Origin of the sequence: Aedoeadaptatus urinae (assembly GCF_900155585.1) — a bacterium.
In the GTDB taxonomy this organism is placed as follows: Bacteria; Bacillota; Clostridia; order Tissierellales; family Peptoniphilaceae; genus Aedoeadaptatus; species Aedoeadaptatus urinae.
Map to the genome: position 1 here is coordinate 155,825 of NZ_LT707415.1, position 12,939 is coordinate 168,763.

General features: G+C 37.1%; 14 protein-coding genes. 2 read left to right on the forward strand and 12 right to left on the reverse strand.

Annotated features, from left to right (window positions below; translation table 11 throughout):
* Positions 1-3: 3 nt before the first annotated feature.
* From BQ7397_RS00760 to rplM, 7 genes are all read right to left on the reverse strand, one after another.
* Complete coding sequence (locus BQ7397_RS00760) at positions 4-708, reverse strand: energy-coupling factor transporter transmembrane component T (RefSeq protein WP_077074291.1); 705 nt, start codon at positions 706-708, stop codon at positions 4-6.
* Positions 698-2,215: an ABC transporter ATP-binding protein gene (locus tag BQ7397_RS00765; protein WP_077074292.1), complete on the reverse strand. Its 1,518-nt coding sequence runs from the start codon at positions 2,213-2,215 to the stop codon at positions 698-700. The genes BQ7397_RS00760 and BQ7397_RS00765 overlap by 11 nt, the downstream gene beginning before the upstream one ends.
* 2 nt (positions 2,216-2,217) lie before the next feature.
* Positions 2,218-3,927, reverse strand: coding sequence for an ABC transporter ATP-binding protein (locus BQ7397_RS00770; protein WP_077074293.1), 1,710 nt, complete (start codon positions 3,925-3,927; stop codon positions 2,218-2,220).
* Complete coding sequence (locus BQ7397_RS00775; protein WP_077074294.1) at positions 3,920-5,659, reverse strand: ABC transporter ATP-binding protein; 1,740 nt, start codon at positions 5,657-5,659, stop codon at positions 3,920-3,922. Before BQ7397_RS00775 ends, BQ7397_RS00770 begins: the two co-directional genes overlap by 8 nt.
* 103 nt (positions 5,660-5,762) lie before the next feature.
* Positions 5,763-6,335, reverse strand: coding sequence for a TetR/AcrR family transcriptional regulator (locus tag BQ7397_RS00780; RefSeq protein ID WP_077074295.1), 573 nt, complete (start codon positions 6,333-6,335; stop codon positions 5,763-5,765).
* Between the two features lie 211 nt (positions 6,336-6,546).
* Positions 6,547-6,936: a 30S ribosomal protein S9 gene (gene rpsI, locus BQ7397_RS00785; protein ID WP_077074296.1), complete on the reverse strand. Its 390-nt coding sequence runs from the start codon at positions 6,934-6,936 to the stop codon at positions 6,547-6,549.
* Positions 6,937-6,951: 15 nt separating this feature from the next.
* On the reverse strand, positions 6,952-7,380 hold the full coding sequence (rplM, locus tag BQ7397_RS00790; RefSeq protein ID WP_077074297.1) for a 50S ribosomal protein L13: 429 nt from the start codon (positions 7,378-7,380) through the stop codon (positions 6,952-6,954).
* A 183-nt stretch (positions 7,381-7,563) separates the two neighbouring features.
* On the opposite strand from rplM, the gene BQ7397_RS00795 reads away from it, so the two are divergent.
* Together BQ7397_RS00795 and BQ7397_RS00800 are read left to right on the forward strand one after the other, a co-directional pair.
* Entirely contained in the window at positions 7,564-8,493 is a 930-nt protein-coding gene (locus BQ7397_RS00795) for a hypothetical protein (RefSeq protein ID WP_077074298.1), read from the forward strand.
* 168 nt (positions 8,494-8,661) lie between these two features.
* Entirely contained in the window at positions 8,662-8,853 is a 192-nt protein-coding gene (locus BQ7397_RS00800) for a DUF4177 domain-containing protein (protein WP_234970551.1), read from the forward strand.
* A gap of 117 nt (positions 8,854-8,970) precedes the next feature.
* On the opposite strand, the gene BQ7397_RS00805 is transcribed toward BQ7397_RS00800, so the two are convergent.
* The 5 genes from BQ7397_RS00805 to BQ7397_RS00825 all read right to left on the reverse strand — a co-directional run bounded on the left by BQ7397_RS00805 (position 8,971) and on the right by BQ7397_RS00825 (position 12,731).
* Entirely contained in the window at positions 8,971-9,213 is a 243-nt protein-coding gene (locus BQ7397_RS00805; protein ID WP_234970552.1) for a winged helix-turn-helix domain-containing protein, read from the reverse strand.
* A 119-nt stretch (positions 9,214-9,332) separates the two neighbouring features.
* Positions 9,333-10,154: a DUF169 domain-containing protein gene (locus BQ7397_RS00810; protein ID WP_159435148.1), complete on the reverse strand. Its 822-nt coding sequence runs from the start codon at positions 10,152-10,154 to the stop codon at positions 9,333-9,335.
* Between the two features lie 130 nt (positions 10,155-10,284).
* Positions 10,285-10,965, reverse strand: coding sequence for a methionine ABC transporter permease (locus tag BQ7397_RS00815; protein WP_077074301.1), 681 nt, complete (start codon positions 10,963-10,965; stop codon positions 10,285-10,287).
* Complete coding sequence (locus BQ7397_RS00820; RefSeq protein ID WP_077074302.1) at positions 10,962-11,903, reverse strand: methionine ABC transporter ATP-binding protein; 942 nt, start codon at positions 11,901-11,903, stop codon at positions 10,962-10,964. The genes BQ7397_RS00815 and BQ7397_RS00820 overlap by 4 nt, the downstream gene beginning before the upstream one ends.
* A 12-nt stretch (positions 11,904-11,915) precedes the next feature.
* Complete coding sequence (locus BQ7397_RS00825; protein ID WP_077074303.1) at positions 11,916-12,731, reverse strand: MetQ/NlpA family ABC transporter substrate-binding protein; 816 nt, start codon at positions 12,729-12,731, stop codon at positions 11,916-11,918.
* Between the last annotated feature and the right edge of the window lie 208 nt (positions 12,732-12,939).

Here is a 12,939-nt window from a genome sequence, read left to right on the forward strand (position 1 = left end):
CTCCTAATAAATTCTCTGTATTACTATCATAAGAGCAATCATAAAAGCTCCTAATAGTCCAATAGTTAAGTCTGCACATCTAAACTGCAATTCTGTTAATGTTACCCTCTTCTCATCACTGTCAAGTCCTCTAATGAGTGCTGAAGCTGACAATTCATCTGAAATCTTAATCATTCTCATTAAAAGCGGAACAAGTGTATATTCAATGTATTTAATTGGGTGTAGCAATGGAAAAAATCTACTTGTTACAATTCCTCGAATCTTCATATTCTCTTTTAATGCCTTGAGTTCTATTTTTATAGTTGGTACAAACCTAAGCAAAACACTAAAAGGTATACCAATGCTTCTTGGTACTTTCATTCTATTTAATGCTTCAAGCATTTCACTTACACTTGTAGTCTTTGTTATATATCCACCAAACATAGCAATTAAGGTCATTCTTGATGCAAAGTAAATAAACATATATATTGCAAATACGATGCTTGCTTCAGAAAACTTGCTAATCCCTAACTCTATGCAGTATAAAAGCACAAAAAACAAGATAAAGCGTAACGCCCTTTTCCACATACTGCTATATACATACAGAAAAAAGGCAAAAACAATTAGAAAAAAAAGTAGAATTGTATCGCTTATAAAAAAACTCGTAAATCCAACAATTGGAAGTAGAGTAAGTTTTATTCTCGGATCTATAGTTTTTCTATCTGACAAGCTCTCTACCTCCTCTCATCTTGTCTAATATGAGAAATTTATTACTTTCACTCATATCTAAAACAGTTTCTATTTTTCCATCTCCCATTACCCATAGCTTGCTCACTGTGTTTGCTAAAAACTCAAAATCATGACTTATTACCAAAACTGTTGTCCCAATTTTCAATTGTTCTTCAATCAGTTTTGCGACGGAAAGCATTGAGTCTTTATCACAACCTGATGTTGGTTCATCATAGATAAAAACTTTTGCCTGTTTCATCATTCCACAAGCTATTGTCAGTCTTTGTTTTTCTCCTCTTGATAAAGCAAACGGATGTTTATCAACGTATTTATCTAAGCCAAGTACACTCAAAATAGACTTTGCCTTTTGAGTATTTTCTTTTTTATCTTTACTTGAAATACCAAGTAGCATTTCATCAAGTACACTTTCCGAAAACAACTGATAGTCTGAATCTTGAAAAACAAAATATGACATATCCATTAAATCTTTATGATTAAGCGACTTAATTTTCCTCGCCCATATTTTTCCCTCTTCTATCTTCTCAAGTCCTGAAAGCACTCTTGCAAAGGTGGTTTTCCCAGTACCATTTAAGCCGATAAGACCAATAGCTTTTCCGTACTCCATGTTGAAATCAAGATGATTTAAAATGTACTGTTTTTTCTTCTTTCCATCCTTAGCTACATTCGGATAGCAAAATTTCAAGCCTTTTCCGATGACACTTTCATTATTTAATTGATATGGATCTTTCTTCTCACTTATCCTGTATTCTTCTAATTCAAGAGTTCTTAGTCCATTTTCATCCCAAAACTCCCCTTCAAGATGGATAACTTCTTCCCGACTCAAGTCTTTCGTAATTTCTCCGTCTTTCATCAAAAGAAAACGGTCAAATAGAGACTTTACATAGTACAAACGATGTTCAATTAGAACAACTGTTGTTCCTTTTTTCTTTAATTTCTCCAAAATTAAAAACAGGTCAAATGTTGCTTTCATATCCAAATTTGCTGAAGGTTCATCTAAAATTAAAACTTTCGGATTCATCGCATAGATGCTTGCAATAGCTATCTTTTGTTTCTGTCCGCTTGATAATTCAAAAACAGATTTTCCTTTCAGTTCCTCAATATCCAGTTCTGCATATACTTCTTCTACTCTCTGTTTGATTTTCTCTCTTGATTTGCAGATCGTTTGAAGACCAAAAGCTATTTCTTCATCTGTCGTTGTCGTAAAAAACTGACTTCTTGGATCTTGAAATACAGTCCCTACAATATGCCCTATTTCATGAAGTAATAATTTGCTTATATCTTTTCCTGACACAAAGGCTTCTCCTTTCATTTTGCCTTTGTAATAATGTGGAATAAGACCATTCATTACACTTCCAAGTGTGCTTTTACCACTTCCACTTTTCCCTGAAATTAAAATAAATTCACCTTTTTTAATTTCAAGATTGATATTTTTTAAAGCGGTTCGTCCATCTTCCCATTCATAAGAAACATCTTTTAACAAAATCATGGTTACACCTCATATTGAGCTTTCCATAATTTTGTGTAGTAACCATTTTTATCAAGAAGTTCCCCATGCTTTCCTTTTTCAAGTAAATTACCTTTTTGAAATACGAGAATTTGGTCAGCTTTTTGAATGGTTTTTAAATGATGAGCCACTACAAGTACAGTTCTATTCTTTGCGAGTTCTGTAATAGCATCTTGTATCAAAGATTCATTTACAGGATCAACATTACTTGTCATTTCATCAAGAATTAAAATAGGTGCATCCTTTAGAAAAGCTCTTGCAATAGATATTCTTTGTCTTTGTCCACCTGATAAAATCCCACCATTTTCTCCAATATCAGTTTCATAACCTTTTGGTAAACTCATAATGAAATCATGTATTCTCGCTTTCTTTGCAGCTTCAATGATTTCTTCTTTCGTTGCTGCTTTTTTACCTACCTTGATGTTTTCTTCAATGGTATTATCAAACAACTGAACATTTTGCATGACAATACTAATACGATCTAAAAGCTCATCATAAGGAATATCCCTTACATCAGTTCCTCCGAGGGTAATTTTTCCTTTATGCACATCATAAAATCTTAAAAGCAAGTTGGTTATAGTAGTCTTTCCACTACCTGATTCTCCAGCTAAGGCTGTCATTGTTTTTTCAGCAATAGAAAAGCTCAATTTTTCCATTTTAAATTCATCTTTTTCATAGGAAAAATCTATGTTTTCAAAAGCTATATCATTATCTTTCGGAATAATCCCATTCACTTTATCCGGGATTACATCTGCATATAAAATTCTTGAAAGTCTTTCATAACTGTCCACCGCCGAAACATAGTACATATAGTGTTGTTCCATAGAAGCGAATGGCTTATAAAACTCTTTTGAAATTACTGCAAAGATAATAAAATTAAGTACATCAAGACTTCCCTTTATAACAAGTATTGTTCCTGCAATTAAAAGAACCAAATATCCAATATCCAGTAAAAACCCAAATATAGATAATTGTTTTGCCTTGAATCTTGAAGCTGATTTACTTGTTTCTCCAAACTTCTTTGTTTTATTCATAAGCTCATTATCCAAGCTCTTATTGTTTGAAAAACTCTTTAATACAGGTATTCCTCTCACATATTCAACAAATAGGCTAACCATATCAAGAAGTGCTGAGTTGTTCTGATTCTCTATTTTTTCAGATTGCTTAATTGTCATATATAGAAAGGTAAGTGCAATCGGAACGGATACTGCCATTATCAGTGCCAACTTTATATCAATATTTGCAAGACCAACAAATACGACTGCACCTATCAAAAAATCACCAAACATTCTTGACCACATATGTCCTACAACAAGGGACATATTATCAACATCTTTGTGTAAAATTGTATTGATCTCTCCCAGTCTTTCATTGGTATAAAATCCTAAGCTGAATTTTTTTAATTTGATAATCATGCGTTCTCTTATTTGCTGAACAATATCAAAACCTGCACTATGCTTTTTCATATCTGCGACCATATTACAAATACCTTTGAAGACTACAAGTAATCCAATCGCAATAAAATATTTATATAGGCTTGCTAAGCTCGTTCCGTCAAAGATTTGGAACAGTATAGAAAATACGATAACAATCATGGCTATGGAGCTTAGTCCATAAAGGGCAAAGAATACACTTGATATAATCAAATCTCTCTTGCCGATTTTTGTAAGTAGTTTTAACATTTCTCTAAACATTTTCTGTTACCGCCTCTTTTAAATTCCATCTATCTACCTTGTTCTGTGCTTCAACCATATCCTTATAGAACTCACATCTTTTCATCAGCTCTTCATGGCTTCCTGCATCAAGAACAACACCCTTATCCATAACTATAATTTGGTCTGAATCTCTAATCGTATTTAGATGATGAGCAATTGTAATGATAGTTTTATCCATGCTTAAGTCGTCAATTGCTTCGCCGATTAGTCTTTCATTTTCACTATCAACAGCTGCCATTGCTTCATCTAATATCAAAATCGGTGCATTTTTAAGTATCATTCTCGCAATTGATATTCTTTGTTTTTCTCCACCGGATAACTTAACTCCCATTTCACCTACTCGTGTTTCATATCCATTTGGCAATGCTGAAATAAAATCATGGCATCTTGCTTTTTTAGCTGCTTCTATGACTTCTTCTTTTGTTGCATTTAGTTTTCCGATTGCTATATTTTCAAAAATGCTTAAATCAAAAAGGATAACTTCCTGTTGCACACTACCAATCAGCATTGATATATTTTCTTGACTATATTCTTTTATATCTTTTCCATTTATTAGTATTTGTCCTTCGTCTGCATCCCAAAATCCCATAAGCAAATTAGATACAGTACTTTTCCCACAACCACTTGCTCCTACAAAGGCATTCAAACTATTTTTCTTAAAAGTTAAATTGATATTTTTAAGCTGAAAGCCATCTTTTCCATATGCAAAATTCACATCTTTAAATTCTATGTTTCCAAATTCTAAACCTTGTTCTGTATTTTTGTTTGGAAGCGGAACTGTTAAAACTTTTCCTATAGACTTTAATGCTTCCTTAAACACAATAGAAAAATGTTGCAATGTAGCAGTCTTACTTATAGATGCAGTAAAAGCAGACGATAAAATTATTGAAAGAATAAAATTAGGTGTTGTAATATTCCCATGATAAAGAAAGATACTTCCCAAAATCATGACAATTACCACTCCAATTTCCATAAATATGTCAATGAGTCCCATTGGGATTGTAAACATCCCCATGCTCTTTTTAACCCAGTAAACATATTCTCTTGCCGTTTTTAATGTTCTTTCACTTATCTCCTCTTCTTTAGCAAAAGCCTTAATAACAGAAATATTTTTTACATATTCCATTAGCTCTTCTCTCATCTTCTTTTCGTGGTTAAAATAAATAGCAAAGTTTTTATCCATTGTTTTCTGTGATAGAACTTTTACCAAATACATAAGTGGAACTCCGGCAATCATTCCAAGAGCAAGACGCCAATCCACAAAAATCATAGCTACAAAAATAATGGTAGGTAGAAGTGTAACTGACATTATTTCAGGAAGACCATGGGCAAGGTATACTTCCACTTGTTCCACATCATGCTGAACAATGTTGGTAAGCTCTCCTGTATTATGTTCTTTAAAAAATCCTAAACTTAGTTTTTTTAGATGATCAATAATATCTAACCTAAGTTCTGTTAATTTTTCGTATGCTTTCTCATGAGCAACCTTTGTTGCAAAATAGTAAAACACGCCTTTTAACACAAATGATATAAAGATTCCAATGAATACATACTTTAAATTATCTTCGTTAATATTGTTTGTGATTAAAGAACTAATCAAATATACAAGTAAGATTTGTGGTATCAAATCAAATACTATTTTTAAAGCAAGAAGTGAATTGGATAAACCATTTTTCCCTATCACTTTTTTCCTTAATTCTTTTTCTGGCATGAACAACGCTCCTTTCAAAATTGAATAATATTGAATCTTAATTCAGTATTAAGGTTTAAAGTAAGACTTTGCTGATTACGCAAAGTCTATTTTTTGGTGCTTATTAAAGGGATTCCACTCCCTTGTAATAACACCTTGCAATAAGTTTTAGCATATCTTTTGCCCACTTTTCACTTTGATAGTGTCTTGCTATTTCAAGAAGCCCCTCAGTAAAGTTACTGGCTAAAATATGGGCAAGCATTGGATCATATTCCTCTTCTGATTGTCTCTTTAAACTAACTTCAATATGAGCCTCCATTTGAGATATGAGTTTTTGTTTTGCTCCTATATGCTTTGTACCTGAGCTTTTATCCATTAAAATAATTAACTTCTTACGCTCTTTTAAAAGCTCGTGAATATATTTTTCTCCAACCTCATCAAACCTTTCAGAAGCAGAACCTTTTTCCAAGGATTCCTCCTCATTAAAAGCTGACTCGAAGTTTATATAAACAGAACTTACTACTGCATCAAACAAAACTTCCTTATTTTTAAAATAGGTATAAATTAGTGCCACAGGAATATCTGCTTCTTTTGCAATTTCTGTTAATTTAGCACCTCTATAATCACTTTTATAAAATACTTTTTCTGCTGCATCAAGTATCCTATTTCTAACTTCTTCTTTCAATACTTGTGCCATATCACACCTCTTCCGAATGAAATAGTGAATCTAAATTTAATAATAAATATAAATTCACTATTTGTCAATAGTGCCCCTAAATTATATTCTGAGTATGGTATAACTGTTTTATTATAAATAACACGCTAAACGCTTAATAGCAAGCACAGTAAGTATACAAACACTTACGAATAAAAAAACACCGCTCTCGGCGGTGTTTGTCTGTATGTGCTTAACGTTTGGAGAATTGGGGAGATTTACGCGCTTTCTTCAAGCCGTACTTCTTTCTTTCCTTCATTCTCGGGTCGCGGGTCAAGAAACCTGCCTTTTTAAGAACGGCACGGAAATCGGGATTGGCTTCTTGCAATGCACGTGCAAGACCCATGCGAATGGCACCGGCTTGACCGGTGTAGCCGCCGCCGTTGACCTTGACAAGGACGTCGTATTGGCCTTCGGTTTCCGTTACGGTTAAGGGTTCTTTTGCCACGATACGTAAGGTTTCGTAACCGAAGAAGTCGTCCAGCTCTCTGCCGTTGACGATAAATTTACCGCTGCCGGAGAGGAGTCTGACTTGGGCTACGGACGTTTTTCTTCTACCTGTTGCTCTAATTTGATCTGCCATCTGATTCACCCTTCCTTACACTTCGTAGACTTCCGGTTTTTGCGCTTCGTGCGGATGGTTCGGACCGGCGTAAACTTTTAATTTACCGAACATGGACCGACCTAAACGGCTCTTGGGAAGCATGCCCTTGACCGCATATTCGATGACGCGTTCGGGATGCTTTTCGCGAATTTCTTTGTAAACGACTTCGCGACGTCCGCCCGGGTAACCGGTGTGGGAAGCGTGGATCTTGTCGTCCCATTTGTTGCCGGTTAATTTTACCTTTTCGGCATTAATGACGATAACGAAATCGCCGGTGTCGACGTGGGGCGTGTAAATGGGTTTGTTCTTGCCGCGCAAAATATTTGCGACTTCGGTCGCCAAGCGGCCGAGCACTTTATCTTCGGCGTCGATGACGTACCATTTTCTATCTACTTCATTGGCTTTCGCCATGGTTGTCTTCATGGATAACCTCCTGCTGTATCGAAAGGAATAATGTTCAAAAGTTTCCGGGGCTTTAAAACACTAGCAATTAGTATAGATCAAGAGTGGCCCGATGTCAAGGGGTTTTGGCTGATTTATGCGGATTTTTCTCTATTGGCGAAGTTTTTTTTACGGGCTATAATAGAGGCAGAAAGGACGTGACTTATGGCCAATCACAACGGACACCTTCCCCGCTTTAAATACTTCTCCTACGACTGCGATAACCACGTAAAGAAAAGCTACTCTATCGTCCACGATCCCAGGCCCCTGCCCCTTTCCGACGAATTGACACAGGCTTTGGAATACCTCTTGTGGTACGTTCCCAACATTAATTCCTTTCAGTCGTCCTCCAATGTGCTGATCACCGAGCCCTTGTACGAGGACTTCAGCTTCGGTTTGATTTCCGAGGCCCTTCGCCTGGATGACGACGATATTTTGTTTTTGGATTACATCGACGACGACATTGTGGATTATTACATGGATTCCATTTGCACCCATTGCCAAAAAATGATCATCACCACCGGCGAGCACGAGACGAAAATTTCCGCCTTGGTGCGCCACATGCGCAACGCCATCGCCCACGGCTATTTCACCGTGGTGGACGAGCGCATCATCGCCTTTGACGTGAAGCACTTCCCGAAAAAAGACGATTCCTACGGCTGCACCGCCGTGATGAAGCTGGATCCCCTCCACCTGGTGCGGGCGCTGAAGCTTTTGGAAGAGGAAATGACCCACGAGCGCTTGGCGGCCGTGGCCTTTTCCCGTTGCGGCTACGAGATTTTGGACAACGACTACGCCAATCCCGAGCTTCCCTACGACTTTATGATGGAAAAAGACGGCAGGATCTATGCCGTGGAAATCAAGCCCATTGCTACCGAGGCCGTGGCCCACAAGGAGCACTTGGACAGCATCCTCGCCCACTTCCCGAAGGACGTTCGGGAGCGAAAGGTGCTCTTAATGGATTCCGCCGTCTTGGATTCCGATGCGAAGAAATCCCTGCAGGAAAATAAGATCCTGCTTCTGGACCGGGATAATTTAAAATCCCTCATGTCCGGCGACGATATTTTAGGTCGCATCGAAAGAAAAATGCGATGAGGATCTTTTACCGCCTCATTAAAATCACAAGCGCCCGCTTTTCTTCCGTAAAAAACGTGGTATGATTCCGACAAATAAATTGTTTACAAGGAGGAATTAATCATGGCATTTGACGATGCAACAGGCGTTGCCGACGGCGGCGAAAAAGACAAGTAGGTGGTCATACAAGTGGTGCTGACGGAAAAGTTTTTGGGCACCGGTTCGGGAACCGCCAGCCTGACCAATCTGCAGGCGGCCATTAACAAGCAGGCGGCCCTGGGCTACCGGCTCCACACCATTACCACCGCCTCATCGGGATCCAAGGGCTTCCTCGACGGCGATAAGATTCAGGCCACCATGGTCTTTGAACGAATCGATTAAAATTGGCCGAAAAAAATCGGCTCTAAGAAAATTTTTCGCAAAAAAGGCTTCGACTCACCGAGAATAAACTCGGCGGTCGGAGCCCTTTTTCTTGCACAGCTTCTTTCTTCGGTCTACCTATTTCAAAACGATCCACTTTCCCGCCTTCGTGGAGCCTTCCCTTTTAATAACACCATGAGCTCTTAATTTTTTCATGTGATAGCGCACGCCGTCAAAGGAAATACCTAAATATTTCGCAATTTGTCTTGTTGTAATTCTCGGCTCCATTTCAATCAATTCAACAATCTGATCCGGAATAGGCTTCTCAATTTCTATTTTTTGAGTAGTTTCTTGGATAGTTTTACCATTAAACTCTTTCAAAAACTCTGAATTTGTTTCCATCACAGCATTGGTTTAGTTATCTTCTTCATCTCAATTTATTGTTTTGTTCATTAAAATATCCATTAAAGACACTACTCCTCAATGGATATTTTATAATTTTATTTACTTGAATCTTTAGGACATCCCTGCAAGCCAAAATAACCGCCATCATCATAGTTTTTATTATATTCTATTACGAGCTCCTCTTTTAGATGACTGTTTTGTATGCGTTCCTCAATTTTCTTCTTTTGCTTATTTCTCTCTAATGGATTTATGGTTTGCCTTATACCGTCAACTACCGAATCAAAAAGATGGTAAGGCATGCCAACACCAAGTTCGTCAACTCCCCAGCCAGCGAGCATACGCGTTCCGGAACACATCATTGAAATATTAATTGTATTTTTCTCAAACGGATATGAGGTGCATTCCTGACATATTGCCTGCATTCCTGCAAACTGAGCCTCTTTAATGTGACCATGGTGGAATGCATAGCCTTGTGCAATCCGCATCACATTATAAGGGTTAGAGACAATAATCGCCACATCAGGTTCTTGATCAAACATTTCAAGCGGCCCAACTTCTAAAGCATAAATGCCTTCCCCGCAATAAACCATTGATTTAGAAACTTGACGACTAACACATAGATTGTCATAAACCTTCGTAGTTAGTCTTGTTTTTCCAAACTCTTTTAGTGGTGGTGTCGGATATAAACCTAAAGCGTTAGCTGCCGATAGGCAAGCAAAGTTTTCAAGTTTTATCTTGTAGTCTTTGCCACGTGTTGCCTTGCTAACAGTGGTGCAGTAAGTCATTCTATTTTTGAGAGAATGAAATTCTGAATTTTCATATTCCACTTCATTAAAGAGAAACCTCACACCTACAACTTTTCTTTCAAGCCCAAGATAAGCATTGATCTTTTTTACGTTCTGTTCTATTTTTTCCATATTATCACCTCCTACCATATTATTAATTTAGATTGACGCATGCGTCCGCAATATCATCGTTTGTAATTGGTGGCAGTAGGCTATCAGTTGGCGAGAAATAATCTATTCTAATTAGCACAGTTTTGCATATCTATGAATTTTCAATTTGCTTTTCGTAAATCTTATTTCCTACCGTTTGAACGACCTGCACCATAAGATACAAAATTACTACCGCTGTGTATAGTACGGCATTGTTAAAGCTTTGATATCCATAATTAATGGCTATCGCGCCAATTCCGCCACCGCCTACGGCACCTGCAATAGTGGACCCTGCGATGTTATTAATAATCGCCAAGGTTAACGTAGAGACCATTCCCGGAATAGATTCTCTCACGACGATATAACGCATAATGTCAAAGTTGTTTGCCCCATAAGAGCGTGCTGCCTCTATAGTCTGCCGATCCACTGCATTGAATATATTTTCCAAATATCTTCCAATGAATGCTGTCGCAGCTAAAGCTAGTGGAATAATTACTGCATTAGGTCCAACAGAAGTGCCAATAATCGCTCGTGTTAAAGGAAATAATGCAACAATTAAAATTAATATCGGAATACTCCGTATAACATTTACCAGGAAGTTCGCAATTCTAAAAATTTTCTTGTTAGGATTCAAGCCATTTGGCGAATAAATGTAAAGAATGCTTCCCATAATAAATCCCAAAGCATAGCCGATTACTACAACAAGCAAAACCAATCGAATAGTTCCCAAGGTAGCGGGAATAACAAGCTGTTTTGTGAAATTCCACCAATCATTCAAATTATTAGCATTCATTCTACTTTTCCCCACCAGACATTTAAATCATCCAGATGCGTTGGAACTTTAGAAGCATGTTCTTTTGGCACTAATAAACGAAAGAACATAATCTTTTTCCCTTTCAAGGTATAACCTTTCGTATCATGAATGATAACATCAGTTGATAGCTTTCTCGATAGTTGTGAAACAATTTGTGAATCTTCCCTGTTCTCGACTTGTATATCAAACGCTTCCAAATCAGAATCGTTTGAATCAAAGCGCTTGAGATGAAACTCTTCACATATATGCTCCAAAGGCGTGCAAATTTCTTTAATTTGACCTCTTTCCAGAATCATAATACGATCGCATATTGAACGTATAACGTCCATTTCATGGGACACTACTATGATCGTCACCTTCAATTTTCTATTCAGTTCCAGAAATAAATTTAATATTGACTCTGTATTTTCAGGGTCCAATGCCGACGTAGATTCGTCTGAGAGAATGATTTTCGGGTCAGTAACTAAAGCCCTTGCTATGGCAACTCTCTGTTTTTGACCGCCTGAGAGTTCAGAAGGGCGGCTTTCCAGCTTGTCTTCCAATCCAACTAACTTAGCTATATTTTCAATCTTCTCTTTGATTGCATCCTGCTGATATCCCTTTATTTTCAAAGGAAGGCCAATATTCTCAAATACATTAAGGCGACTAACTAATGAAAAATGTTGAAAGATCATTCCGATATTTTTCCTAAAGTCGAGCAAGTCTTGATTTTTTAAGTTTTGAACCTCAATACCATCAACAACAATTTGTCCTGAGTCCACAGGGATGAGACCGTTCATACAACGTAATAGCGTAGACTTTCCGGAACCGCTTCTGCCTATAATTCCAAAAATTTCTCCCTCTTCAATCCGAAGATCTAAGCCCTTTAGCGCTTCAAATTCGCCAAAGCTTTTATGCACATTTTTTATATCAATCATGTCAAAAAGCTATTAATCTTCCCATAAAATTAGCGTTTCATCGTAATATTCGTTGAATTTATCTCTAAATGTCTCGGATTTAAATGCTTCCGATGCTTTCTTAACCCAATCCTTATCCTTGTCTTCTTCTCGAATAATCAGACCAGATTGAAAGTCCTTATTAGCCGGATCTTCAAATACATATTTTTTATGATCGAGGTTTGCATTCTTAATATCAGATGCATAGGCGATTAAAGCATCCACGTCATTAATACTACGAATCGTAGCGTTGATTTCAGTTTCAATGATTTCAATATTCTTCTTATTTTCTTTGATGTCTAGCAAATTATAGAAATTATCCTTCGGCTTATCTTGAAGAGTAATAAAGCCGGCGGCTTGCAACAGACGCAGACTACGGTCTAAGTTCGTCGGATCTCCAGGTACTGCAATTTTTGCTCCGTCCGGTATTTCATCTACTGTATCATATTTAGTGGACCATAAAGCGTTGACGCCATAGTAGATATAGGGTTCGACCATCATTAAATGTGCATTATTTTCTTTATTGAAAGTTTCCATCCAAGGCTTATGATTCAATATAACGCCATCGACCGAGCCCTCATTCAGTGCCGTTGCGGGCAAGTGATTTCCGTCATAGAGTACAGGTTCAACTGTATAACCATCTTTTTCCAATTCTTCTCCTAGCCATTTTACAATTGGTTCGCGAATAGACATCGTACCAATCTTTATGGTCTTCTTCTCTTCCGGTTCTTTCTTGGAATTGCATCCTACCAAAAGGAATACACTCAATAATAGTAGCGTGCCAAGTTTTAACAAATGTTTTCTTTTCATAACATCCTCCTTAAAATATAATCTAGAGCCAGGTCATTTTAATAGAAAAATCTCTAACCCCGATAATATCGTAACAAAATAAGGTCGCTTATGGGATGGTTATTGTGAAATTCTATACTCACTTGTCGGCAATAGAACATATATATAAAAGTGCGATTATCCTAATAATAATCGCACTAAAACAATAATATAACTGAAAACTAGAAAA

What these genes read in the sequence shown, in the direction of transcription:
- BQ7397_RS00765 (WP_077074292.1), bottom strand. Translation starts at nt 2,215, where the DNA reads ATGATTTTGTTAAAAGATGTTTCTTATGAATGGGAAGATGGACGAACC.
- BQ7397_RS00770 (WP_077074293.1), bottom strand. Translation starts at nt 3,927, where the DNA reads ATGTTTAGAGAAATGTTAAAACTACTTACAAAAATCGGCAAGAGAGAT.
- BQ7397_RS00775 (WP_077074294.1), bottom strand. Translation starts at nt 5,659, where the DNA reads ATGCCAGAAAAAGAATTAAGGAAAAAAGTGATAGGGAAAAATGGTTTA.
- BQ7397_RS00780 (WP_077074295.1), bottom strand. Translation starts at nt 6,335, where the DNA reads ATGGCACAAGTATTGAAAGAAGAAGTTAGAAATAGGATACTTGATGCA.
- rpsI (WP_077074296.1), bottom strand. Translation starts at nt 6,936, where the DNA reads ATGGCAGATCAAATTAGAGCAACAGGTAGAAGAAAAACGTCCGTAGCC.
- rplM (WP_077074297.1), bottom strand. Translation starts at nt 7,380, where the DNA reads ATGAAGACAACCATGGCGAAAGCCAATGAAGTAGATAGAAAATGGTAC.
- BQ7397_RS00795 (WP_077074298.1), top strand. Translation starts at nt 7,564, where the DNA reads ATGGCCAATCACAACGGACACCTTCCCCGCTTTAAATACTTCTCCTAC.
- BQ7397_RS00810 (WP_159435148.1), bottom strand. Translation starts at nt 10,154, where the DNA reads ATGGAAAAAATAGAACAGAACGTAAAAAAGATCAATGCTTATCTTGGG.
- BQ7397_RS00815 (WP_077074301.1), bottom strand. Translation starts at nt 10,965, where the DNA reads ATGAATGCTAATAATTTGAATGATTGGTGGAATTTCACAAAACAGCTT.
- BQ7397_RS00820 (WP_077074302.1), bottom strand. Translation starts at nt 11,903, where the DNA reads ATGATTGATATAAAAAATGTGCATAAAAGCTTTGGCGAATTTGAAGCG.
- BQ7397_RS00825 (WP_077074303.1), bottom strand. Translation starts at nt 12,731, where the DNA reads ATGAAAAGAAAACATTTGTTAAAACTTGGCACGCTACTATTATTGAGT.